This is a genomic window from Mesorhizobium loti, assembly GCA_014189435.1.
GTDB lineage: Bacteria > Pseudomonadota > Alphaproteobacteria > Rhizobiales > Rhizobiaceae > Mesorhizobium > Mesorhizobium loti_G.
On record CP050293.1, the window covers coordinates 2,851,967 to 2,873,567 of the forward strand.

Sequence of the window (21,601 nt, forward strand, 5' to 3'; positions counted from 1 at the left end):
GGCTTTTTCTTTGTATGCTGGAGCTGTCAGCTACTGCTTGTCGTGCAGGTTGGTTCCCAGCGTATCCCTGACGAAGATCATTCCGATGATCAGCGACATCGCCGCGATCACCACCGGATACCAGAGGCCGTAGTAGATATCGCCCTTGGAGGCGCTGAGCGCGAACACGATCGCCGGCAGCAGGCCGCCGAACCAGCCATTGCCGATGTGATAGGGCAGCGACATGCCGGTGTAGCGGATGCGGGTCGGGAACATCTCGACCAGGATCGCCGCGATCGGCCCGTAGACCATGGTCACGTAGAGGACCAGGATGAACAGGATGCCGATGACCTTTGCCCAGTTGACCGCCGCCGGGTCGGCAAACATCGCGAACGCACCGGCCGCCGGAACACTGTAGACGGTCACGTCCGTGGCGCCGGCAGCGTCATCGGCCGTCAGCAGCTTGTCCTTGACCGCCTGGGCGAGCGGGACAGTGGCCTTTTCACCGGTGCGAATAGCTGCCGCGTCGAGCTTCAGTTCGGGATTGGCCGCGACAAAGGCGTCGAGCTTTTGGTCAGCAACCTTGGCGGCAGCACGCTTCAACGGATAACCGCCGTCCTGAAGCGCCAGGTTGATCGCCTTCTTGAAAGCCGCATCGCTTGGAGCAGCCTTATCAGCGGCCGCCACGGCGTCGTAGGACGTCACGGTCTCGGCGCCAATCTTGACGCTGGCCGCTGTTCCCGCTGCCGCTGTCGTGACGATGTCATAGGGCACCGAGCTCTTGGCCAGGAAGTCCGTCGCAATATCGCACGAGGTGAGAGGCTTGCGTGTTCCGGTTGGATTGAACTGGAACTTGCAGTCCCCCGGAGCAGCGGTCACCGTCGCACGCGTGTTCTGCTGGGCGGTGGCGAGCGCCGGGTTGGCGGCCCATGTCAGCGCCTTGAACAGCGGGAAGGTGGTGACGATCGCCAGCGCGAGACCGGCCATGATGATCGGCTTGCGGCCGATCTTGTCGGATAGCCAGCCGAACACCACGAAGAAGACCGCGCCGAGCGCCAGCGCAATCGCGATCATGATGTTGACCGACTGTGGGTCGACCTTGAGCACATTCGCCAGGAAGAACAGCGCGTAGAACTGGCCGTTGTACCAGACCACGGCCTGGCCGGCGGTGAGGCCGAACAGCGCGAGCAACGCGATCTTGGCATTCTTCCACTGGCCGAAGGCTTCCGTCAGCGGCGCCTTGGAGCCCTTGCCCTCGTCCTTCATGCGCTGGAAGGTCGGCGATTCGGCAAGCGACAGGCGGATCCAGACCGATATGCCGAGCAGTATGGCCGAGAGCAGGAACGGAATACGCCAGCCCCAGGCCGCGAAATCCTCCTTGCTCAGCGAATTCTGCACGATCAGGATGATGATCAACGACAGGAACAGGCCGAGCGTCGCCGTCGTCTGAATCCACGACGTATAGAAGCCGCGGCGATCGTCGGGAGCATGCTCGGCGACATAGGTCGCCGCACCACCATACTCACCGCCGAGCGCCAGGCCCTGCAGCATACGCAGCCCGACCAGGATGATGGGCGCCGCAAGGCCCCAGCTCGCCGAGCCGGGAAGCAGGCCGACCAGGAAGGTCGACAGGCCCATGATCAGGATGGTGACGAGAAATGTGTATTTGCGGCCGACGAGATCGCCGACGCGACCGAACACCAGCGCGCCAAACGGGCGCACCAGGAAGCCGGCGGCGAAAACCAGCAGCGTGAAGATGTTGCGCGTCGACTCGGGATAAGAGGCGAAGAATGTGGCGCCGATCGCTCCGGCCAATGCGCCGTAGAGATAAAAATCGTACCATTCGAAAACGGTGCCGAGCGAGGAAGCGAAGATGACTTTCTTCTCCTCCCGCGTCATGCCGCGGCTGGTTCCGCCGGCGGTCGATGCCATTGCCATTGAATTGTCCTCCCGTGAGACCCGTTGCCCTCGATGCTGCGCGACACCCGTCCGCGCTCTCCTCCGAGCACGGACTCAACGACAGTCATCACGGAAAAAATGACAGAAAGCGCCCGCCAAAGGCAGCGCGTCTTTGGGATTATGACTTTGGTATTAGGTGCGCTGCGGGATGAAGCGGAGCGAGCGGCGAAACCCGTCAGCCCTTGAGCGCTTCGAGCAGGCCGATAGCGGCCATCATATCGCGCTTGCGGCCTGAGCGGCGCGCGACAGCCTCGGCGTCCTGCCCCCATTGCTCGATCTGCCAGTCCTCGTCGACATGGCCGGCTGCCCAGGCAGCCTCAGCGTCGAGCTCGCCGAAATCGACAGCCAGTGCCAGCAGCGCCGAACCGGTCAGCGACGTCATCACGTGGATGGCGGCGAGCCGCAGCGGCTCGGCGCGCTGGGCGAGATGGCTGCCCAGCACGGCAATGCTTTCGCGCGGCTGCTCGACATGGATGATCCCCTCGGCGAGATTGAAGCGAGCCCCGAGCGTCGCCCTCGCCCAGTCGATCACCGGGTCCCAATGCTGGTTCTGCCGCTCCACCAGCCCCTGCGGCGCGTCGGCGCGGTAGCAGAGCAGATCGGACGAGGCGAAGCGCAGGATGTCTTCCAGCACCGCCTGCGGGTCGCTGGCGACACCATCGATGGCGGTGTTCACCAGGCGCATCACCGGCATGGTCACCGGATCGATAGTCTCGATTTGTGCGGCGAACTCGTCGGCGACCAGTGCTGCCGCCGCCTCGGTCGGCAGCGCCAGCAGCGCCTTGCCCGGCGTGCGCACCGGCTTGCCGTCGAGATGCACGGCAAAACCATCGTCCGCCGGCACGACCGAGACGGTTTTGTAGAACCGCTTCGGCAGATGCGTCTTCATCTGGATCTGGGCGCGACGCACCGGATCGGGATCGGAAAGATATTTGCCCGCTTCGAGGTCGTTGAGGATATCACGCATGAAAGTCTCTCTCACACCGGCGTCAGCTTGCGCACCGGCCGGTTGACGATGATCAGGCCGGCGGCAATCAGGCCAAGTGCCAGAAAAATGCGCATGGTCAGCGGCTCATTCAAGAACATGGCGCCGCACAAAACGCCGAAAACCGGCGACAGGAAGGTGAAACTGGACAGGCCGGACGCCGGATAGCGCCGCAGCAGCCAGAACCACAGCACATAGGTGAAGGCGACGATGTAGACCGCCTGGAAAAGCAGAGCCAAGGTCGGCAGCACGGTCGGGTCGCGCACAGGCGGACCGGCGAGAGGCAGCACCAAAATGCCGACGATTGCAGCACCGGCGAGCTGATAGAGCAGAAGCTTTTCAGCACTCGCCTCGACCAGCTTCGAGCGTTTGATGAGGATGTTGGTCAAGGCCCAGAAAAATCCGGAGCCAAGACTCAGGAGATCGCCGAACAACATGTCTCCGCCACCACCGAGCTTGTCGGAAAAAACCGCGGCAAGGCCGGCAAACGCCAGCAGCAGGCCAAGGAACTTGCGCAGGGTGATCTGCTCGCCGAGCAGGAAATGGCCGCCGAGCAGCATCCAGAACGGCATTGTGTTGACCAGCAGCGTGTTGCGGGCAACGGTGGTGTGCTCCAGACCGACATAAAGGCAAAGGAACTCGATGCCGAAAAGCGTGCCCACCATGATGCCGGCGAGCAATGTTCCATCACGGGTGAAAAGCGCTATGCCGCGCCACCGGCACCAGGCGAAGACACAAAGGCCGCCGATGATCGATCGCGCGATCGACAGGAAGACCGGGTCGTAGCCGGCATAGGAGATCTTGGCGGCGACGTAGTTCAGCCCCCAGGAAAAGGTCAGGCCGACCATGATGGCGGCGGCCGCCAGGTCGACCGTGTCGCGCCGGTCGAGCGTGTCGGCGACGCCGCTCACGATCAATCCTCCGCGCTGGCGTCGTCGAAGCCGATCAGGTTCCAGCTCTGGCGCATATGCGGCGGCATTGGCGCGGTGACATCGATAACGCCCTTGTCGGGATGCGGAATGATGATGCGGCGCGCATGCAAATGCAGGCGGTTTTGAATGCCGCCGGGAAAATCCCAGTTGGTGTCGGCCTCGAAATATTTCGGATCGCCGAGGATCGGGCAGCCGATGTAAGCGGCATGGACGCGAAGCTGGTGGGTGCGGCCGGTATAGGGCTCCATTTCCAGCCAGGTCATCGTCTGCGCCGCCTGTTCGATGATGCGGTAATAGGAGACGGCGTGGTCGGCGCCCTTTTCGCCATGCGCGGCAACGCGGACGCGGTCGCCGTCCGGCGTCGGCTCCTTGATCAGCCAGGTCGAGATCTTGTCCTCGCGCTTGGGCGGCACGCCCTTGACCAGCGCCCAATAGGTCTTCTTGGTCTCGCGGGCGCGAAACGCTTCGGCGAGCTTCATGGCGGCAAGGCGGGTGCGGGCGACGACCAGCACGCCCGAGGTATCGCGATCGAGCCGGTGCACCAGCCTGGGCTTCTCGCCCTTCTGGTTGCGCCAGGCCTCCAGCATGTCGTCGACATTGCGGGTGACGCCCGAGCCGCCCTGCACGGCAAGGCCCGCCGGCTTGTTGAAGACGAAAACCTTGGGATCCTCGTGGATCAGCATTTTCGCCAGGACGTCGGCATCGCCCTGGTTGCGGATCGAGTGACCGGTCAGCGCGCTCTCGCCCTTCTTGTCGACCTCGAGCGGTGGCACGCGCACCACCTGGCCCGGCTCGACACGGCTGTCGGCCTTGACGCGGCCGCCGTCGACGCGGATCTGGCCGGAGCGCAGCAGCTTTTGCAGGTGGCCGAAACCAAGGCCTGGGAAGTGGGTCTTGAACCAGCGATCGAGCCGCATGCCCGCCTCGCCGGCCTCCACCGTAATCTGTTCAACGCCTGCCATATCTTTTCGCTTATCCGTTTCCCGAGCAGGGCTCGGCCTGCTCTCGGCGCGGCAATAGCATTATGAAACGGTTCTTGCGAGCCAAAGTCCCAGAAACAGGGCGATAATGGCGCCAATGACGCTGGCAAGGGCATATCCAAACGCCGGCAGCGTGGCTCCCCGCTCCCAAAGCGTCGCGAAATCGAGCGAGAACGCGGAAAAAGTGGTGAATCCGCCGAGGATGCCGGTGGCAACGAACAGCCTGAGCTCGTTCGATCCGCCGCGGCGCGCCAAAGTGGCGATGAACAGGCCCATGGCAAAAGAACCGACGATGTTGATGGCCATCGTGCCCCAGGGATAGTTGGGGCCGACAAGGCGCAGTGCGCCCATATTGGTCAGGTGGCGGATACCGGCGCCGATGCCGCCACCGACCACAACGAGAAGCAGATTGAACATCGTCGCTTGCCATACCTATTCAAGGAAATGCGGTCTGCAGCGCCGGCTGCATTGGAGGACTTGCCTCAGGTCGTCCCGGCCTTCTTCTTGGTCGAACCGATCATCTTCCAGTTCTTGTAGAACATGGAATTGATGCGCTCGACGCTCACCGAGACGACGGCGAGCATGCCTGCGATGAGGCGGGGAACCGGGGATGGACGGATGATGTCCATGAACACGCAGTAGCGGCGTCCGTCATACTCGTTGACCGAGCGATGCAGCAGCGTGTCGTCGAAGATGAACAGCGGGTTGTCGTACCAGTAGTTCTTGACGTTGCCGCACTCGACGAAAATCTCCGATTTCACCGGGATCAGATTGTAGAGAATGCGCAGGCTGAGCCGCAGCGGACCGAAGTGCCAGGAGGTCGATTCGCGCTTGCTGAAGACGGAGACGGCAATGGTCTTGATGTATTTGAAATCCTTGTTGAACTCGGCGACGTTGTCGATCCTGTGCTTGCCGTACCACTGATAGACATACATGCCGCGCCGGCCGGCGCCGAAATTGGCGTCGATGTCGGCGATGATCTCGTCCTTGCGCGCCTTGAAGATGTCCAGGACCTCATTGACCTCGCGCTGATAGTCGGCGGGAAACTGCTCCAGCTTCCACACGCCTGGATTTCTGTAGCACAAGAGGTCGACCAGCAGGTTGAACGGCGAAAGCAGCCAGGTGAACAGGCCGTTGCCGAGGAAATAACCCGAGAATAGCGACAAATCCCTCCTGTCGTTGCGCAGCACGTCGATCAGGCCGCAAACGATGAAGATCGTCGTCAGGATGGGAACAAAATAGAAGCCAAGGGCAAGAAGCGGGATGGCAATAGCGAATTTGCGAAGGGATTTGCGAAGGGTTTTTGTCATTTTTCCACGCGCGGAGCGCGATCCTGTTGCGAATGAGGTGCCAAAATCGCGGCAACGACCACCGCCCGGCCGTGCGCCTTGATAAGGTTTTTTGGGTCACCACACAACGGCCGCGCTATCGCGGCCGGCTGGCTGCCTGATGAAGCCTGCCGGTATCAGGTCAATGCACCGCCGGCAGGCCAAGCTCGTCCCATTTGTCCCTGGGAACCAGATCGCCAACCAGGAATTCGAAGCCGACGACGCTTTCGCCGTCGCCAGCCAGTTGGCATCTGAACTTCAGACCATACCAGTTTCTGCGACTGCGGAAAGCCGCACCATTCGCGGCGATCGTCGTTCCAGTGATTTTTTCCCGCGCCGTCGCATAGGGTACGACCCGCTCCGGCTGATAATCCGTGCGCCATCGGCGGATCTGATCCATCGCTTCGAGATTGCACAACTGCACCATGCGCTCGTCGGACGCAAAAGTGGCGAGATCGGCGCGCGCCTGCCGGCTGCGCGGATCGGCCAGCGTCTTGGCCGACAGCATCTCGGTCGGCCGGATCATCGCCGGCGCGGCGGGCGATTGGGGTGCGGGCGGGGTCGCAGCGGGCGGCGGCACCGCTGCGAGCACTTCGGGCACTGTCGGCGACACGGGAGCAGGCAGCGGTCTGGTTGAGGCTTCGAACTGGTGCGGCGTCAGGATGTCGACCGACACCCGCTCCTCCTCCAGCCGTTTCGGCGGTTTCGGCAACGGCATCAGGGCCAGCATCGCGGCCAGAAGCACATGGAGAGCGAACGCGGCGGAAATGCCCCAAGGCGAAGCCTCGTTTCGAAGCGTGACGACGACCGGGTCACGCAAGCCTGCTATTCCCGCTCTTTGCGCAGCTTCGCCCAATAATCGAGCCGCTTCCTGATATCGCGCTCGAAGCCGCGCTCGGGCGGATCATAGAAGGTCTGGCGGCCCATCTTTTCGGGAAAATAGTCCTGCCCCGAAAAGGCATCCGGCTCGTCATGGTCGTAACGATAGCCGGCGCCGTAATCCTCCTCTTTCATCAGCTTGGTCGGTGCGTTGAGGATGTGCTTGGGCGGCAGCAGCGAGCCGTGTTCTTTCGCGGCCCGCGTGGCCGCCTTGAAAGCGTTGTAGACGGCGTTGGATTTGGGTGCGGTGGCGAGATAGACGGTGGCCTCGGCAAAGGCGAGTTCGCCCTCGGGTGAGCCGAGATAGTCGTAGGCATCCTTGGCGGCGTTGGCGACAACAAGCGCCTGCGGGTCGGCAAGGCCAATATCCTCCATCGCCATGCGCACCAGCCGGCGGCCGAGATAGAGCGGATCCTCGCCGGCATCGAACATGCGCGCGAGATAATAGAGCGCCGCATCGGGATCCGAACCACGCACCGATTTGTGCAGCGCCGAGATCAGGTTGTAATGGCCGTCCTGGCCCTTGTCGTAGATCGGCGCGCGACGCTGGACGATGCGCTGCAGTCCCTCCTGATCGAAGACTTCGCCGGGCTTTGCCGCCCGCCAGACTTCCTCTGCGAGGGTAAGCGACGCGCGGCCATCGCCATCGCTCATGCGGATCAGCATGGCCCGCGCCTCGTCGTCGAGCGGCAGCGCCCTGCCCTCGGTTTCCTCGGCCCGCGCCATCAGCTTGGCGATGCTCTCCTCGCCCAGCGAATGGAAGACCAGAACGCGCGCGCGCGACAGCAAAGCGGCATTCAGTTCGAAGGAGGGGTTTTCGGTCGTAGCGCCAACCAGCACGACGGTTCCGTCCTCCATGACCGGGAGGAAACTGTCCTGCTGGGCACGGTTGAAGCGATGGATCTCGTCGACGAACAGCAAGGTCTGGCGACCATTGGCGCGACGCAATTTGGCCGATTCGAACACCTTCTTCAGATCGGCGACGCCGGAAAAGACAGCCGATATCTGCTCGAAGGCCAGGCTGGTTTCGCCTGCGAGCAGCCGCGCCACGGTGGTCTTGCCGGTGCCGGGCGGGCCCCAGAAGATCATCGAGCCGAGCGAACCGGAACCGATCAGCCGGGTCAGCGCGCCGTCAGGGCCGGTCAGGTGTTCCTGGCCGACGACCTCGCCAAGATTCTTCGGCCGCAGCCTGTCAGCCAGCGGCCGCCCGGGCGGCACCTTTTCCGGTTCATCGACGCTGAACAGATCGGCCATGCACTTCTTTTTCGTTGGAGCATGAGCCCGAATGGACGGGCTCTGCCCTAATAACGCAACACCTGACGCAGTATCTGCCCGCCACGCTCGACGGTAAAGCGCCACCAGCGTGTATCCGTCTTGGCCGCCTGCTCCAGGGTCGCCGCAGTGTCGATGGCGGTGCCGTTCACCTCGCGCACGATGTCGCCCGGCTGGAAGCCGAAATCGGCGGCCGGAGAATCGCGGTTGATGTCGACCACGGTGACACCCTTGAGGTCCGTGCGCAGGCCAAGCCGCTGGGCGAGCCGGGGCGACAGTTCCGCGACCTTGGCGCCCGAGAACGGGCTGCGGCCATGCAGCGTCACTTCAGCAGCCTTCATGCCTTCCGGAGCGCGCTCCAGTGCGATGTCCATCGCCGCTTGCTGGCCCTTGGTCAGAACCGCGAAATTGGCAGTGGTGCCGATCGACAGTGTCGCCATCCGGTAATCCAGCGCCTCGATGCTCTCGACCGGCTTGCCGTTGAGCTGCAGCACGACGTCGCCGGGCTTGAGCCCTGCCTTGGCGGCCGGCCCGGTCGCTTCGACCGACGAGACCAGCGCACCGGTCGGCTTTTCCATGCCGAGCGATTCGGCGATCTGCGGCGTCACCGCTTCGAATTCGGCGCCGATATAGGGCCGTTCGAAGAAGTCGAGCCCTGCCTTGGCCGCGTCGGCAAAGGCACGAACCATGTTCGAGGGAATGGCAAAGCCGATGCCGATCGAACCGCCGCTGCGGCTGTAGATGGCCGTGTTGATGCCGACCAGCTGGCCGCCCATGTTGATCAGCGCGCCGCCGGAATTGCCGGGATTGATGGCGGCGTCGGTCTGGATGAAGAAGCTTGAGTCGGAAACGCCGATATGGCTGCGGGCCAATGCCGAGACGATACCGCTGGTGGTGGTCTGGCCGACGCCGAAGGGGTTGCCGATGGCCAGCAGCAGATCGCCGACCTCGAGCGCGTCGGAATCGCCGATGGCAATAACCGGAAACGGCTTGTCCGAGGTGATCTTGAGTACGGCAAGGTCGAGCGTCTCGTCCTTGAGCAGCACCTTGCTGTCGAACTCACGCCCGTCCGCGGTAGCCACCTTGACCTGATCTGCATCCTTGATGACGTGGTAGTTGGTGACCACGACGCCGGTCGGATCGACCAACACGCCGGAGCCGAGCGAAGACTGAGCACGGGGCTGCGAACGACCGAAGAATTCCTCGAAGAAGGGATCGCCGTCGAAAGGCGATGTCACCTTGGCGGTCTGCGAAGCATAGACGTTGACCACCGCCGGCGCCGTCTGCTTGACCAGCGGCGCAAACGACAGCTGCACCTCCTCACGGCCGAACGGTACGCGCTTGTCGGGGCCGGAGGTGGCGTTCTCGCCTTCCACGCCATGCAGCAGGTCGGTCAGCACGTCCGACAGGCCGGGATCGGTCTTGGTCTCCTCGGCCAATGCCTGCCTGGCCACCGGTGCGGCCGCAAACGCCAGCATGGCGAAGAGCAGAACAAGGGACAGTCGGTTGGCGCGCATTCACGAATCCTCCAAGGCAAGTTCGGGGGCATTGTCCCGACGATTGTGCAAAATGAAAGGCTAAGCCGCTGAAATCCGAATATTTTGGGCAAACGCCCTTGGTTCTGGCCAGAAGATCGGCTTTGGCCGCAATTTACTGCTTCCAGAAAACAAAAAAGGGGCCCGTAGGCCCCTTTGAATTCAATCCGGAAAACCGAGCCTTATGCGGCTGCGGCGTCCGCGTCGGTGCCTTCGGCTTCGATGCGAGCGCGGTCGCCGGCGCCCTTGGCCGAGACGTCGCGATCGACGAACTCAATGACGGCCATCGCGGCGTTGTCACCGTGGCGGAAGCCCGCCTTCATGATGCGCAGATAGCCGCCATTGCGGTTGGCATAGCGCGGGGCGATGGTGTCGAACAGGCGCTTGACGACGCCTTCGTTACCGATCTGCGCGATCACCTGGCGGCGGGCGTGCAGGTCGCCGCGCTTGCCGAGCGTCACCAGCTTCTCGACGATCGGACGCAAATCCTTCGCCTTCGGCAAGGTGGTGACGATCTGCTCATGCTCGAGCAGCGACACGGCGAGGTTGGCGAACATCGACTTGCGATGGCTAATGCTTCGGGCGAAGCGACGGCCTTTGAAACCGTGGCGCATGGCTCTTTTCCTTCTTCAGTTGCTCAAGAGGCCGCGGCCTCTGATGGTTTTCCGCATGACCGTCGGATCGAGCGGCCCACGCCGCCGATCCTTGGAATTCATGCTCAATATTGGTCTTCGTAACGCTTGGCGAGGTCTTCGATGTTTTCCGGCGGCCAGTCCGGCACTTCCATGCCGAGGTGCAGGCCCATCGCCGCGAGGACTTCCTTGATCTCGTTCAGCGACTTGCGGCCGAAGTTCGGGGTGCGCAGCATCTCGGCTTCGGTCTTCTGGATCAGGTCGCCGATATAGACGATGTTGTCGTTCTTCAGGCAGTTGGCCGAACGCACCGAAAGCTCGAGTTCGTCGACCTTCTTGAGCAGCGCCGGGTTGAAGGCGAGCTCGGTGACGGCCTCGGCGGCGACTTCCTTCTGCGGCTCGTCGAAGTTGACGAACAGGCCGAGCTGGTCCTGCAGGATGCGGGCGGCGAAAGCCACCGCGTCCTCGCCGGTGATCGAACCGTCGGTCTCGATGGTCATGGTCAGCTTGTCATAATCGAGAACCTGGCCCTCGCGGGTGTTCTCGACCTTGTAGGAGACCTTCTTGACCGGCGAATAGAGGCTGTCGACCGGGATCAGGCCGATCGGCGCGTCTTCGGCGCGGTTCCGGTCGGCCGGCACGTAACCCTTGCCGGTGTCGACGGTGAATTCCATGCGGATTTCGGCGCCTTCGTCCAGCGTGCAGATGACGTGGTCGGGGTTGAGGATCTCAACGTCGCCAACCGTCTGGATGTCGCCGGCGAGAACCGCACCCGGTCCCTGCTTGCGAACGACCATGCGCTTGGGGCCATCGCCTTCCATACGGATAGCGATTTCCTTGATATTCAAGACGATGTCGGTCACGTCCTCGCGCACGCCGGCGATGGACGAGAATTCATGCAGAACGCCGTCGATCTGCACGGCGGTAACAGCCGCACCGCGCAGCGAAGACAGAAGCACGCGGCGCAGCGCGTTGCCCAGCGTCAGGCCAAAGCCACGCTCGAGCGGCTCGGCGACCAGCGTGGTCAGCGTCTTCTTCTTCGACGAGAACTCGATCTTGTTCGGCTTGATCAGTTCCTGCCAATTTTTCTGGATCATGATGCTTTCCTTCCGTTGACCCGCCACCATCCAATCGTGGCGGGCGACCTGGAATGCCGTGGAGGAGCGCACCCTAAGGGCGCTCGCGCGACGTTCGGTAAATTGCTTAGACGCGACGCTTCTTGCGCGGGCGGCAGCCATTGTGCGGGATCGGCGTCACATCACGGATCGAGGTGATGGTGAAGCCGGCCGCCTGCAGGGCGCGCAGTGCCGATTCACGACCGGAGCCAGGTCCGCAGACCTCGACTTCGAGCATGCGCATGCCGTGTTCCTGGGCCTTCTTGGCAACATCCTCGGCAGCCATCTGGGCAGCGAACGGGGTCGACTTGCGCGAACCCTTGAAGCCCTGGGCACCGGCCGACGACCAGGCAATCGAATTGCCCTGCGCGTCGGTGATGGTGATCATCGTGTTGTTGAAGGTCGAATTGACGTGGGCAACGCCCGACGAGATGTTCTTGCGTTCGCGACGGCGAACACGAGCGGCTTCCTTGGCCATGATAGTCCTTTCAGTTGATCTCTACACCGCCGTAATGCCAGCGGCTCCACCTTCTTCGTAAGGGAGTAAGGGAATAGGGCAGTAAGGGAGTAGGGAAAAATGCCACCCGATTGCCGGGCATTCCCTACTGCCTTACTCCCCTACTCCCATATTCCCCTAAATTACTTCTTCTTGCCGGCGATCGACTTGGCCGGGCCCTTGCGGGTGCGCGCATTGGTATGCGTGCGCTGGCCGCGGACCGGCAGCGAGCGGCGGTGACGCAGGCCGCGGTAGCAGCCGAGGTCCATAAGCCGCTTGATGTTCATCGAGACTTCGCGGCGCAGGTCGCCCTCGACCTGGTAGTCGCGGTCGATGGTTTCGCGGATCTGCAGCACTTCCGCGTCGGTCAGCTGGTTGACGCGGCGCTCGGCCGGGATGCCGACCTTGTCGACGATCTCCTGGGCGAACTTCTTGCCAATGCCGTGAATGTACTGAAGCGCAATGACAACGCGCTTGTTGGTCGGAATGTTGACGCCGGCTATACGAGCCATGTTCTTCTCTTCTCCATCTGAGCCGGCCAACCTTCTAAACAAGGCGGGCCCGGCGCTATCTTAAGTTGCCCCGCGTCCGGTGGAGGCCGGCCCTTGCGGGAGTTTCCAGTTCAAAGCGGCTGCCTTGCCCTTGCGGACAAGCAAAGCCCATGCCTGATAGGAAGACGGGCCGCCATACCGCAGCGAACCGCTTCCGTCAAGTGCAATCGTTAATTTCCCCGCGCTGCGTCCTTGAGCACCGCTTCGATCTGTTCCGTCACAGCATCGATGTCGGCCATGCCGTCGACACTGCGGAGCTTGCCCTTGGCATAGTAGTAGCCAATCAGCGGCGACGTCTTCTTGTAGTATTCTCTCAGACGCTCCTCGAACACGGTCGGATTGTCGTCCTTGCGAACAGGCAGGCCGGCAGCCTGTGCCTCGTTGGCGCGCTTGACTATACGGCCAACCAGCGCCTTGTCGTCGACGACAAGTTCAATGACGGCGTCGAGGCCCTGCGAGCGATCCGAAAGCATCAGCTCAACCGCATCCGCCTGCACCAGGGTGCGCGGATATCCGTCGAGGATGAACCCCTTGGCGCAATCTGCCTGATCGATTCGCTCGGCGACGATCGCGTTGACGATGGCGTCGGAGACCAGTTCACCGGCATCCATCACCGCCTTGGCGCGCTTGCCGACTTCGGTGCCTGCCTGCACGGCAGCACGCAGCATGTCGCCCGTCGAAAGCTGGGGTATGCCGTGTTTTTCTACCAGTCTTTGTGCTTGTGTCCCCTTGCCCGCTCCTGGCGGCCCAAGCAATATCAACCTCATCTGGCTTTCTTCCCCCGCGCAGCTTCGACTTCTTGATCAGGCCTTCATACTGGTGCGCAATCAGGTGGCCCTGAATCTGCGCAACCGTATCGAGCGTGACACTGACCACGATCAGAAGCGATGTGCCACCAAGGTAGAACGGTACGCCAGTCGCCGAGATCAGGAACTCCGGCAGCAAGCACACCAGCACCAGATAGATGGCGCCGACGACGGTGATGCGGGTGAGAACGTAATCGATGTAATCGGCGGTGCGCTCGCCCGGACGATAGCCGGGGATGAAGCCCGAATGCTTCTTGAGCTGGTCGGCGGTGTCCTTCGGGTTGAAGACAATCGCGGTGTAGAAGAAGGCGAAGAACACGATCATCGCCGCATAAAACAGCATGTAGAGCGGCTGGCCGTGGCCGAGCGAGGCGAGCACGGTGCTTGCCCAGGCCGGCAAGTTGGTCGTCTGCGAGAAGCCGGCGACGGTGGCCGGCAGCAGCAGCAGCGACGAGGCGAAGATCGGCGGAATGACGCCCGATGTGTTGAGCTTGAGCGGCAGATGCGAGGTATCGCCCTGGAACATCCGGTTGCCGACCTGACGCTTCGGATACTGGATCAGCAAGCGGCGCTGGGCGCGCTCGAAGAACACGATGAGCGCAATGACGACGATGGCGAGCACGATGATCGCCAGGATCAGGCCGGTCGACAGCGCGCCGGTGCGGCCAAGCTCCAGCGTGCCGGAGATGGCGTGCGGCAGGCCGGCGACGATGCCGGAGAAGATGATCAGCGAAATGCCGTTGCCGATGCCGCGGGCGGTGATCTGCTCGCCCAGCCACATCAGGAACATGGTGCCGCCGACCAGCGTGACGACGGTCGAGATGCGGAAGAACATGCCGGGATCGCTGACGATGCCGTTGCCGCCTTCCAGACCGACCGAAATGCCATAGGCCTGAACCAGCGCAAGCAGCACGGTGCCGTAGCGCGTGTACTGGTTGATGACCTTGCGCCCCTGTTCGCCTTCCTTCTTCAGCGCTTCCAGTGACGGGATGACCGAGGTCATCAGCTGCATGATGATGGAGGCGGAGATGTAAGGCATGATGCCGAGCGCAAAGATCGCCATGCGCTGCACGGCGCCGCCGGCGAACATGTTGAACATGCCGAGCACGCCCTTGCTCTGCGAGGAGAAGGCCTGGGCGAAGGCGTCGGGATTGATTCCGGGAAGCGGGATGTAGGTGCCGAGGCGATAGACGAGCAGCGCGCCGATCGTGAACCAGATGCGCTTCTTCAGATCCTCCGCCTTGGCGAAGGCCGAGAAATTCAGATTCGAGGCTAATTGTTCAGCAGCCGAAGCCATGCCTGATTCTCCGCTTGGTAACGCTTGATGGCCCTTGAGGTCAGGCGGCGCGTTTCACCGAAGCTCACGAGATAAGCTCCGGGCTCTAAACATGCAAGCGGCCGCGTTGACGCGGCCGCCTCGTTGAGCAGATCAAAGCGCAATCGTGAGCAAAAACGGATCCCACTCTTGCCGATCGCGCTTCAAATTGCCGTTACTCGGCAGCTGCCTTTTCCTGCGGCAGCTTGACCGAACCGCCGGCCTTTTCGATCTTCTCGATCGCGGCCTTGGAGGCGCCGGCAACGTCAAAGGCGAGCTTAGCCTTGATCTCGCCGTCCGAGAGGATGCGCACGCCGTCCTTGACGCGGCGGATGACGCCGGCGGCAACCAGCGATTCAGCCGTCACGGTTGCCTTGGCGTCGAGCTTCTTGGCATCGATGGCCACCTGGATGCGGGCCAGCGACACGACGGTGAAGCTCTTGGCGAAGATGTTGTTGAAGCCACGCTTCGGCAGGCGCCGGTAGAGCGGCATCTGACCACCCTCGAAGCCGTTGATGGCGACGCCGGAGCGTGCCTTCTGGCCCTTGACACCGCGACCGCCGGTCTTGCCGGAGCCGGAGCCGATACCACGGCCGAGACGCTTCTTGGAGTGCGTCGCGCCGTCCTTGTCACGCAGATCGTTGAGTTTCATCTGAGTTCTCCTGCGCTCTGGCTCAGCCCTCGTCCACGACGCGGACGAGATGCTGGACGGCAGCGATCATGCCGCGCACGGAGGGCGTATCTTCCAGCGTGCGCTGCTTGTGCATCTTGTTGAGGCCGAGGCCGACCAGCGTCGCGCGCTGTTCCTTCGGACGACGGATCGGCGAACCGATCTGCTCAACGGTGATGGTCTTGGTTGCTTTCTTGGCCATGGTCAAAATCCCTGGTCAGATCGACTATTCTTCAGCCGCAACGGCGGTGCCGCGGCGGGCCTGAAGGGTCGAATACTTGATGCCACGAGCAGCAGCCACATCCTTGGGATGCATCTGGCTCTTCAGCGCGTCGAAGGTGGCGCGAACCATGTTGTAGGGGTTCGACGAACCCATCGACTTAGCGACCACGTCATGCATGCCGAGCGTCTCGAAGACAGCGCGCATCGGGCCACCGGCGATGATGCCGGTACCTTGCTTGGCAGCGCGCAGCAGCACGCGTCCAGCGCCCCAGCGTCCTTCGACGTCGTGATGCAGCGTACGGCCCGAGCGCAGCGGCACGAAGATCATGTCGCGCTTGGCCGATTCAGTTGCCTTGCGGATAGCTTCCGGCACTTCGCGCGCCTTGCCGTGACCAAAGCCGACGCGGCCCTTCTGGTCGCCGACGACGACGAGTGCTGCAAAACCGAAGCGACGGCCGCCCTTGACGACCTTGGCGACGCGGTTGATGTGGACGAGCTTGTCCACCATGCCGTCATCGCGTTCTTCACGATCGCGGCCGCGGCCGCCATCCCTACGTTCCTGTGCCATATCCTGTTCCTTGTTTTTTTCCGGAAGCACGGTTGCTGATAAGATCCGGTGCCTCTGTGGGTCACCGGGGGCGAAATCATTTCCTTCGCATAATCTTTATCCGAAAAGTCTGCAACTTTTCGGGATCATGCTTAGAAGCTCAAGCCACCTTCACGGGCAGCTTCGGCGAGCGCCTTGACGCGGCCGTGATAGATGTAGGCGCCGCGGTCGAAGACGACTTCCTTGACGCCGGCCTTGGTGGCGCGCTCGGCGATCAGCTTGCCGATCGCGGCGGCGGCGGCGGTGTCGGCGCCGGTCTTGAGCGAACCCTTGAGGTCCTTCTCAAGCGTCGAAGCGGCAGCGATGGTGTGGCCCTTGGCGTCGTCGATGACCTGCACGTAGATGTTCTTCGACGTGCGGTGGACCGACAGACGCGGACGCTCACCGGCGACCTTCTTGATCTGACGGCGGACGCGCTGCGCGCGGCGCTGGATGGATCCCTTGGTAGCCATGATAGTTCCTTGCCTTCAAAAAACGGGGGCCGCCATATGCGGTAGGCGAATGCGCCTCCCGCGACCGCTCCCCGCGGCGTTGCACTTCTTCAGCTTGGTCCTTTTCGAAAAGTCTTCAACTTTTCGGGGCCAAGCCCACTACTTCTTCTTGCCTTCCTTGCGGACGATCTTCTCGCCAGCATAGCGGACGCCCTTGCCCTTGTAGGGCTCGGGACCACGATACTCGCGGATCTCGGCCGCAACCTGGCCGACCTGCTGCTTGTCGATGCCGGCCACGGTGATTTCGGTCGGCTTCGGCACCGTGATGGTGATGCCCTGCGGCGTCTCGTAGACGACGTCATGGCTGAAGCCAAGTGCCAGCTGCAGGTTCTTGCCCTGAAGTGCGGCGCGATAGCCGACGCCGGTGATCTCGAGCTTCTTCTCGAAACCGTCCTTGACGCCCTGCAGGATGTTGACGATCTGCGTGCGCGACATGCCCCACTTGGAGCGGGCGGTCTTGGTCTGGTCGCGCGGCTGGACAGCGATCTCGCTGCCTTCCATCTTGACCAGGACTTCGTCGTTCACCACGAACTTCAGCTCACCCTTGGGGCCCTTCGCCGTCACGGTCTGGCCGTTGACGGTCGCGGTCACGCCCTGCGGCAGCGAAACGGGTTTCTTTCCAATACGAGACATTTTGTTGTCCTCGTCACTTCTCTTGTTTCAGGTCTCTGTCTTCGGGAACGATCCGAAGACCGGATTCCACTTTGCGGTCAACTGCCAGATCAGAAGATCTGGCAGAGGATCTCACCGCCGACGTTCTGTTCACGTGCTTCGTGGTCGGCCATCACGCCCTTCGGTGTCGAAAGGATGGCGATGCCGAGGCCGTTGGCGACCTGCGGAATCGACTTGGCCGAAACATAGACGCGGCGGCCTGGCTTCGAGACGCGGGCGATTTCACGCACAACCGGCGCGCCGTCGAAATACTTCAGCTCGATTTCGATTTCGGACTTGCCGTTGTCGAAGTCGGTCTGGCTGTAATCGCGGATATAGCCTTCAGCCTTCAGCACGTCGAGGACGCGGGTGCGTAGACGCGACGCCGGCGTCGAAACGCTCGACTTCTTGCGGCCATACGCGTTGCGGATGCGGGTCAGCATATCGCCGAGAGGATCGCTCAATGACATGTTATGTCCTCCTTACCAGCTCGACTTGACCAGGCCCGGGATCTGGCCGTTGTTGCCGAGATCACGAAGCGCGATGCGCGATACTTTGAGCTTGCGATAGTAGGCGCGCGGACGGCCGGTGACTTCGCAGCGGTTGCGGATGCGGATCTTGGCCGAGTTGCGCGGCAGGGCAGCAAGCTTGAGCTGAGCGCGGAAGCGCTCCTCCATCGGCTTGGACTGATCCATGATGATCGCCTTCAGGGCAGCGCGCTTGGGACCGTACTGGTCGGCAAGCTTGCGGCGCCTGTTGTTCTTCTCGACTGAGCTGGTCTTTGCCATTTCAGATTTTTCCTTTTCTCGCTGCCGTTACTGGCGGAAGGGGAAGTTGAAGGCCTTGAGCAATGCCCTGGCTTCGTCGTCCGTCTTCGCAGTCGTACAAACGATGACGTCCATGCCCCAGATCTGATCAACCTTGTCGTAGTTGATCTCCGGGAACACGATGTGTTCCTTGATGCCCATGGCGTAGTTGCCACGGCCATCGAAGCTCTTCGGATTCAGTCCGCGAAAGTCGCGGACGCGCGGCAGTGCGATGTTCACGAGGCGGTCGAGGAACTCGTACATGCGTTCCTTGCGCAGCGTGACCTTGGCGCCGATCGGCATCTTCTCGCGGACCTTGAAGCCGGCGATCGAGTTGCGGGCGCGGGTGACGACGGCCTTCTGGCCGGCGATCATCGCCAGGTCTTCGGCCGCGATCGAAGGCTTCTTCGAGATCGGCGGTCGCTTCGCCAACGCCCATGTTCAGCACGATCTTGTCGATGCGCGGAACCTGCATCTCGTTGTCGTAGCCGAACTGTTCCTGCAGCGCCTTGCGGATGGTCTCGTTGTAGACCTGCTTGAGGCGCGGCGTGTTCTGAGCCTTGGACTGTTTGCTTTCAGCCTTGGGCTTCGTGGTTTGAGCCTTAGCCATTGATGACTTCTCCCGAGCGCTTGGCGACGCGCACCTTCTTGCCGTCCTTCTGGAAGATGAAACCGACTCGGGTCGGCTTGCCATCCTTGGGGTCGGCCAGCGCGATGTTCGACAGCTGGATCGGCGCTTCCTTGGTGATGATCCCGCCCTCTTGGGACTGGGACTGCTTCTGGTGACGGCGGATCATGTTGACGCCGCGCACCAGCGCGGTGTCTTCCTTCGGCTGTACCGAGAGGACTTCGCCCGAACGGCCCTTGTCCTTGCCGGCCAGCACGACGACCTTGTCGCCTTTTCTAATCTTTTGCATTGGTCCGGCTCCTTACAGCACTTCAGGCGCGAGCGAGATGATCTTCATGTGGTTCTTGGCGCGGAGTTCGCGCGGAACCGGTCCGAAGATACGCGTGCCGATCGGCTCTTTCTTGTTGTCGACGAGAACGGCCGCGTTCTTGTCGAAACGGATCACGCTGCCGTCCGGGCGGCGGATGTCCTTGGCCGTGCGAACCACGACCGCCTTCATCACATCGCCCTTCTTCACGCGGCCGCGCGGGATGGCTTCCTTGATCGACACCACGATGATGTCGCCCACGGAAGCGTATTTCCGCTTCGAGCCGCCCAGCACCTTGATGCACATGACACGACGGGCGCCGGAATTATCCGCGACGTCGAGGTTTGTTTGCATCTGAATCATGACTGGCCGCCTTCTTCTCTTCTAACGGGATGGGCTCAAAGCCCCTCCCCGGTCTGTCCAAAATTCGTTGTTTACGCCTGGTCCGAAGACACGACGATCCAGCGCTTATCCTTGGAAATCGGCTTCGATTCCTGGATGAACACCTGATCGCCTACCTTGTGGGCGTTGTTCTCGTCGTGCGCCTTGTACTTCTTGGTCATGCGCACGGTCTTCTTCATCACGGGATGCGTGAAGCGCCGTTCGACCTTGACGACAACCGTCTTCTCGTTCTTGTCGCTGACGACGGTGCCCTGCAGAATGCGCTTTGGCATGGTTTTCGTCCTTAAGCCTTCTTAGCCGCGGACTTTTCCGCAGCGATGGTCTTGATACGCGCAATGTCCTTACGGACCTGTCTCACGCGCGCGGTCTTCTCGAGCTGGCCGGTGGCCTTCTGGAAGCGCAGGTTGAACTGCTCCTTCTTCAGGCTGGCCAGGTCGTCGGTCAGCTGGTCCTGGGTCTTGGTCCGGATGTCTTCGGCTTTCATATCAGCCCGTCCTTATTCTGCGATGCGCTGCACGAAGCGCGTCTTGACCGAGAGCTTGGCCGCGCCGAGACGCAGTGCCTCACGGGCGGTTTCTTCATTGACGCCGTCGATCTCGAACATGATGCGGCCCGGCTTGACGCGCGCCGCCCAGTAATCGACCGCGCCCTTGCCCTTACCCATGCGGACTTCGGTCGGCTTCGAAGTGACCGGCACGTCCGGGAAAATACGGATCCAGACGCGACCAGCGCGCTTCATTTCACGCGTGATCGCGCGGCGGGCCGCCTCGATCTCACGTGCGGTGACGCGGTTCGGCTCAAGCGCCTTCAGCCCGAAACCACCGAAATCCAGGTTGGTGCCGCCCTTTGCGGTACCATGGATACGGCCCTTGAACTGCTTGCGGAACTTTGTGCGCTTTGGCTGCAGCATCGTTCTAACTCCAAATTCCTAAATGTCTCAGGCGTTTTCGCGACGACGACCGCGTTCGCGATCACCACCACCGCCATGCGCTGCATCGCTTTCGCTGGCCCGACGCTCCGAAGCCATCGGGTCATGCTCAAGGATCTCGCCCTTGAACACCCAGACCTTGACGCCGCAGATGCCATAAGCGGTGTGCGCTTCGGCCGTGCCGTAGTCGACGTCCGCACGCAGCGTATGCAGCGGCACGCGGCCTTCGCGATACCATTCCATGCGCGCGATCTCGGCGCCGCCGAGACGGCCGGCGCAGTTGATGCGGATGCCTTCGGCACCGAGGCGCATCGCCGACTGAACGGCACGCTTCATGGCGCGGCGGAACGCGATACGACGCTCGAGCTGCTGGGCAATCGACTGAGCGACCAGGGTCGCGTCGATTTCCGGCTTGCGCACTTCAACGATGTTGAGGTGCGTCTCGGACTTCGTCATCTCCATCAGCTTCTTGCGAAGCTTCTCGATGTCGGCGCCCTTCTTGCCGATGATCAGACCCGGGCGCGCGGCGTGGATGGTGACGCGGCACTTCTTGTGCGGACGTTCGATCACGACCTTCGAAATGGCAGCCTGCTTGAGTTCCTTCTCAAGATACTTGCGGATCTTGATGTCCTCATGCAGCAGCTTGCCGTACTCGCCGGTGTTCGCGAACCAGCGCGAATCCCAGGTGCGGTTGATGCCGAGGCGAAGACCGATCGGATTGACTTTCTGGCCCATTATGCGGCCTCCCCTTTTTCTTCGACTTCACGAACAACGATCGTGAGGTGCGAGAACGGCTTCTCGATACGGCTGGCGCGACCACGGCCACGAGCATGGAACCGCTTCATGACGATCGACTTGCCGACATAGGCTTCCGCCACGATCAGTGCATCGACATCCAGGTCGTGGTTGTTTTCCGCGTTGGCGATTGCCGATTCCAGCGTCTTCTTGACCGTGCCGGAAATCCGCTTGGCCGAGAATTCGAGATCGGAAAGCGCTGTCGCGACCTTCTTGCCGCGGATCAGCGCGGCAACCAGGTTGAGCTTCTGCGGGCTGATACGGATCGTGCGCAATACGGCGCGCGCTTCGTTATCAGCAAGCCTGCGCGGAGCTTTGGCCTTGCCCATG

General features: G+C 62.1%; 28 protein-coding genes and 2 pseudogenes. All 30 read right to left on the reverse strand.

What is annotated here, in order from left to right:
• Positions 1–30: 30 nt before the first annotated feature.
• A complete protein-coding gene (locus HB777_13860) occupies positions 31–1,917 on the reverse strand; it encodes an MHS family MFS transporter (GenBank protein ID QND64865.1) in 1,887 nt (628 codons plus the stop codon).
• Between the two features lie 196 nt (positions 1,918–2,113).
• Positions 2,114–2,905, reverse strand: a complete 792-nt coding sequence (locus tag HB777_13865; protein QND64866.1) for an ATPase — start codon at positions 2,903–2,905, stop codon at positions 2,114–2,116.
• A gap of 11 nt (positions 2,906–2,916) precedes the next feature.
• Positions 2,917–3,834 (reverse strand): DMT family transporter, encoded by a 918-nt coding sequence (locus HB777_13870; GenBank protein QND64867.1) that lies wholly within the window; start codon positions 3,832–3,834, stop codon positions 2,917–2,919.
• A 2-nt stretch (positions 3,835–3,836) separates the two neighbouring features.
• The gene (locus HB777_13875) at positions 3,837–4,817 is read right to left on the reverse strand and encodes an RluA family pseudouridine synthase (protein ID QND64868.1); all 981 of its coding nucleotides are present in this window, start codon (positions 4,815–4,817) and stop codon (positions 3,837–3,839) included.
• A gap of 60 nt (positions 4,818–4,877) precedes the next feature.
• Positions 4,878–5,252, reverse strand: a complete 375-nt coding sequence (gene crcB, locus HB777_13880; protein ID QND64869.1) for a fluoride efflux transporter CrcB — start codon at positions 5,250–5,252, stop codon at positions 4,878–4,880.
• A gap of 65 nt (positions 5,253–5,317) precedes the next feature.
• Positions 5,318–6,145, reverse strand: coding sequence for an aspartyl/asparaginyl beta-hydroxylase domain-containing protein (locus HB777_13885; protein ID QND64870.1), 828 nt, complete (start codon positions 6,143–6,145; stop codon positions 5,318–5,320).
• 160 nt (positions 6,146–6,305) lie between these two features.
• A complete protein-coding gene (locus HB777_13890) occupies positions 6,306–6,689 on the reverse strand; it encodes a DUF930 domain-containing protein (protein QND68773.1) in 384 nt (127 codons plus the stop codon).
• A 299-nt stretch (positions 6,690–6,988) separates the two neighbouring features.
• A complete protein-coding gene (locus tag HB777_13895; protein ID QND64871.1) occupies positions 6,989–8,296 on the reverse strand; it encodes a replication-associated recombination protein A in 1,308 nt (435 codons plus the stop codon).
• Between the two features lie 47 nt (positions 8,297–8,343).
• Positions 8,344–9,831: a DegQ family serine endoprotease gene (locus tag HB777_13900; protein QND64872.1), complete on the reverse strand. Its 1,488-nt coding sequence runs from the start codon at positions 9,829–9,831 to the stop codon at positions 8,344–8,346.
• Between the two features lie 200 nt (positions 9,832–10,031).
• A complete protein-coding gene (rplQ, locus tag HB777_13905; protein QND64873.1) occupies positions 10,032–10,463 on the reverse strand; it encodes a 50S ribosomal protein L17 in 432 nt (143 codons plus the stop codon).
• A 104-nt stretch (positions 10,464–10,567) separates the two neighbouring features.
• On the reverse strand, positions 10,568–11,578 hold the full coding sequence (locus tag HB777_13910; GenBank protein QND64874.1) for a DNA-directed RNA polymerase subunit alpha: 1,011 nt from the start codon (positions 11,576–11,578) through the stop codon (positions 10,568–10,570).
• A 106-nt stretch (positions 11,579–11,684) separates the two neighbouring features.
• Positions 11,685–12,074, reverse strand: coding sequence for a 30S ribosomal protein S11 (rpsK, locus tag HB777_13915; protein ID QND64875.1), 390 nt, complete (start codon positions 12,072–12,074; stop codon positions 11,685–11,687).
• Between the two features lie 161 nt (positions 12,075–12,235).
• Positions 12,236–12,604, reverse strand: a complete 369-nt coding sequence (gene rpsM / locus HB777_13920) for a 30S ribosomal protein S13 (GenBank protein QND64876.1) — start codon at positions 12,602–12,604, stop codon at positions 12,236–12,238.
• Positions 12,605–12,813: 209 nt separating this feature from the next.
• Positions 12,814–13,410 (reverse strand): adenylate kinase, encoded by a 597-nt coding sequence (locus HB777_13925; protein ID QND64877.1) that lies wholly within the window; start codon positions 13,408–13,410, stop codon positions 12,814–12,816.
• Between the two features lie 4 nt (positions 13,411–13,414).
• Positions 13,415–14,746 (reverse strand): annotated as a pseudogene (secY, locus tag HB777_13930) (preprotein translocase subunit SecY).
• Positions 14,747–14,939: 193 nt separating this feature from the next.
• Complete coding sequence (locus tag HB777_13935; GenBank protein ID QND64878.1) at positions 14,940–15,416, reverse strand: 50S ribosomal protein L15; 477 nt, start codon at positions 15,414–15,416, stop codon at positions 14,940–14,942.
• A gap of 22 nt (positions 15,417–15,438) precedes the next feature.
• Positions 15,439–15,636 carry a 50S ribosomal protein L30 gene (gene rpmD, locus HB777_13940; GenBank protein ID QND64879.1) on the reverse strand — a complete coding sequence of 66 codons (198 nt, stop codon included), beginning with the start codon at positions 15,634–15,636 and terminating at the stop codon, positions 15,439–15,441.
• A 24-nt stretch (positions 15,637–15,660) separates the two neighbouring features.
• A complete protein-coding gene (gene rpsE, locus HB777_13945; GenBank protein QND64880.1) occupies positions 15,661–16,224 on the reverse strand; it encodes a 30S ribosomal protein S5 in 564 nt (187 codons plus the stop codon).
• Positions 16,225–16,355: 131 nt separating this feature from the next.
• Complete coding sequence (gene rplR / locus HB777_13950) at positions 16,356–16,715, reverse strand: 50S ribosomal protein L18 (GenBank protein ID QND64881.1); 360 nt, start codon at positions 16,713–16,715, stop codon at positions 16,356–16,358.
• Positions 16,716–16,853: 138 nt separating this feature from the next.
• On the reverse strand, positions 16,854–17,387 hold the full coding sequence (gene rplF / locus HB777_13955; protein ID QND64882.1) for a 50S ribosomal protein L6: 534 nt from the start codon (positions 17,385–17,387) through the stop codon (positions 16,854–16,856).
• 89 nt (positions 17,388–17,476) lie between these two features.
• Positions 17,477–17,875 carry a 30S ribosomal protein S8 gene (gene rpsH, locus HB777_13960; protein QND64883.1) on the reverse strand — a complete coding sequence of 133 codons (399 nt, stop codon included), beginning with the start codon at positions 17,873–17,875 and terminating at the stop codon, positions 17,477–17,479.
• A 12-nt stretch (positions 17,876–17,887) separates the two neighbouring features.
• On the reverse strand, positions 17,888–18,193 hold the full coding sequence (gene rpsN, locus HB777_13965; protein QND64884.1) for a 30S ribosomal protein S14: 306 nt from the start codon (positions 18,191–18,193) through the stop codon (positions 17,888–17,890).
• Positions 18,194–18,220: 27 nt separating this feature from the next.
• A pseudogene (gene rplE / locus HB777_13970) lies at positions 18,221–18,821 on the reverse strand (50S ribosomal protein L5).
• Positions 18,814–19,128: a 50S ribosomal protein L24 gene (gene rplX / locus HB777_13975; GenBank protein QND64885.1), complete on the reverse strand. Its 315-nt coding sequence runs from the start codon at positions 19,126–19,128 to the stop codon at positions 18,814–18,816. Before rplX ends, rplE begins: the two are co-directional and overlap by 8 nt.
• A 12-nt stretch (positions 19,129–19,140) precedes the next feature.
• On the reverse strand, positions 19,141–19,509 hold the full coding sequence (gene rplN, locus HB777_13980) for a 50S ribosomal protein L14 (protein ID QND64886.1): 369 nt from the start codon (positions 19,507–19,509) through the stop codon (positions 19,141–19,143).
• A gap of 71 nt (positions 19,510–19,580) precedes the next feature.
• Positions 19,581–19,820 (reverse strand): 30S ribosomal protein S17, encoded by a 240-nt coding sequence (gene rpsQ / locus HB777_13985; GenBank protein ID QND64887.1) that lies wholly within the window; start codon positions 19,818–19,820, stop codon positions 19,581–19,583.
• 11 nt (positions 19,821–19,831) lie between these two features.
• A complete protein-coding gene (gene rpmC, locus HB777_13990) occupies positions 19,832–20,032 on the reverse strand; it encodes a 50S ribosomal protein L29 (GenBank protein ID QND64888.1) in 201 nt (66 codons plus the stop codon).
• A gap of 12 nt (positions 20,033–20,044) precedes the next feature.
• Positions 20,045–20,458, reverse strand: coding sequence for a 50S ribosomal protein L16 (rplP, locus tag HB777_13995; GenBank protein QND64889.1), 414 nt, complete (start codon positions 20,456–20,458; stop codon positions 20,045–20,047).
• A 27-nt stretch (positions 20,459–20,485) separates the two neighbouring features.
• Complete coding sequence (gene rpsC / locus HB777_14000; GenBank protein QND64890.1) at positions 20,486–21,211, reverse strand: 30S ribosomal protein S3; 726 nt, start codon at positions 21,209–21,211, stop codon at positions 20,486–20,488.
• Complete coding sequence (rplV, locus tag HB777_14005; GenBank protein QND64891.1) at positions 21,211–21,600, reverse strand: 50S ribosomal protein L22; 390 nt, start codon at positions 21,598–21,600, stop codon at positions 21,211–21,213. The genes rpsC and rplV overlap by 1 nt, the downstream gene beginning before the upstream one ends.
• Between the last annotated feature and the right edge of the window lies 1 nt (position 21,601).

Excerpts from the sequence above, each read along its gene's own strand:
- HB777_13860 (QND64865.1), bottom strand. The coding sequence starts at position 1,917 with ATGGCAATGGCATCGACCGCCGGCGGAACCAGCCGCGGCATGACGCGG.
- HB777_13865 (QND64866.1), bottom strand. The coding sequence starts at position 2,905 with ATGCGTGATATCCTCAACGACCTCGAAGCGGGCAAATATCTTTCCGAT.
- HB777_13875 (QND64868.1), bottom strand. The coding sequence starts at position 4,817 with ATGGCAGGCGTTGAACAGATTACGGTGGAGGCCGGCGAGGCGGGCATG.
- crcB (QND64869.1), bottom strand. The coding sequence starts at position 5,252 with ATGTTCAATCTGCTTCTCGTTGTGGTCGGTGGCGGCATCGGCGCCGGT.
- HB777_13885 (QND64870.1), bottom strand. The coding sequence starts at position 6,145 with ATGACAAAAACCCTTCGCAAATCCCTTCGCAAATTCGCTATTGCCATC.
- HB777_13890 (QND68773.1), bottom strand. The coding sequence starts at position 6,689 with ATGATCCGGCCGACCGAGATGCTGTCGGCCAAGACGCTGGCCGATCCG.
- HB777_13895 (QND64871.1), bottom strand. The coding sequence starts at position 8,296 with ATGGCCGATCTGTTCAGCGTCGATGAACCGGAAAAGGTGCCGCCCGGG.
- HB777_13900 (QND64872.1), bottom strand. The coding sequence starts at position 9,831 with ATGCGCGCCAACCGACTGTCCCTTGTTCTGCTCTTCGCCATGCTGGCG.
- rplQ (QND64873.1), bottom strand. The coding sequence starts at position 10,463 with ATGCGCCACGGTTTCAAAGGCCGTCGCTTCGCCCGAAGCATTAGCCAT.
- HB777_13910 (QND64874.1), bottom strand. The coding sequence starts at position 11,578 with ATGATCCAGAAAAATTGGCAGGAACTGATCAAGCCGAACAAGATCGAG.
- rpsK (QND64875.1), bottom strand. The coding sequence starts at position 12,074 with ATGGCCAAGGAAGCCGCTCGTGTTCGCCGTCGCGAACGCAAGAACATC.
- rpsM (QND64876.1), bottom strand. The coding sequence starts at position 12,604 with ATGGCTCGTATAGCCGGCGTCAACATTCCGACCAACAAGCGCGTTGTC.
- HB777_13925 (QND64877.1), bottom strand. The coding sequence starts at position 13,410 with ATGAGGTTGATATTGCTTGGGCCGCCAGGAGCGGGCAAGGGGACACAA.
- HB777_13935 (QND64878.1), bottom strand. The coding sequence starts at position 15,416 with ATGAAACTCAACGATCTGCGTGACAAGGACGGCGCGACGCACTCCAAG.
- rpmD (QND64879.1), bottom strand. The coding sequence starts at position 15,636 with ATGGCCAAGAAAGCAACCAAGACCATCACCGTTGAGCAGATCGGTTCG.
- rpsE (QND64880.1), bottom strand. The coding sequence starts at position 16,224 with ATGGCACAGGAACGTAGGGATGGCGGCCGCGGCCGCGATCGTGAAGAA.
- rplR (QND64881.1), bottom strand. The coding sequence starts at position 16,715 with ATGGCTACCAAGGGATCCATCCAGCGCCGCGCGCAGCGCGTCCGCCGT.
- rplF (QND64882.1), bottom strand. The coding sequence starts at position 17,387 with ATGTCTCGTATTGGAAAGAAACCCGTTTCGCTGCCGCAGGGCGTGACC.
- rpsH (QND64883.1), bottom strand. The coding sequence starts at position 17,875 with ATGTCATTGAGCGATCCTCTCGGCGATATGCTGACCCGCATCCGCAAC.
- rpsN (QND64884.1), bottom strand. The coding sequence starts at position 18,193 with ATGGCAAAGACCAGCTCAGTCGAGAAGAACAACAGGCGCCGCAAGCTT.
- rplX (QND64885.1), bottom strand. The coding sequence starts at position 19,128 with ATGCAAAAGATTAGAAAAGGCGACAAGGTCGTCGTGCTGGCCGGCAAG.
- rplN (QND64886.1), bottom strand. The coding sequence starts at position 19,509 with ATGATTCAGATGCAAACAAACCTCGACGTCGCGGATAATTCCGGCGCC.
- rpsQ (QND64887.1), bottom strand. The coding sequence starts at position 19,820 with ATGCCAAAGCGCATTCTGCAGGGCACCGTCGTCAGCGACAAGAACGAG.
- rpmC (QND64888.1), bottom strand. The coding sequence starts at position 20,032 with ATGAAAGCCGAAGACATCCGGACCAAGACCCAGGACCAGCTGACCGAC.
- rplP (QND64889.1), bottom strand. The coding sequence starts at position 20,458 with ATGCTGCAGCCAAAGCGCACAAAGTTCCGCAAGCAGTTCAAGGGCCGT.
- rpsC (QND64890.1), bottom strand. The coding sequence starts at position 21,211 with ATGGGCCAGAAAGTCAATCCGATCGGTCTTCGCCTCGGCATCAACCGC.
- rplV (QND64891.1), bottom strand. The coding sequence starts at position 21,600 with ATGGGCAAGGCCAAAGCTCCGCGCAGGCTTGCTGATAACGAAGCGCGC.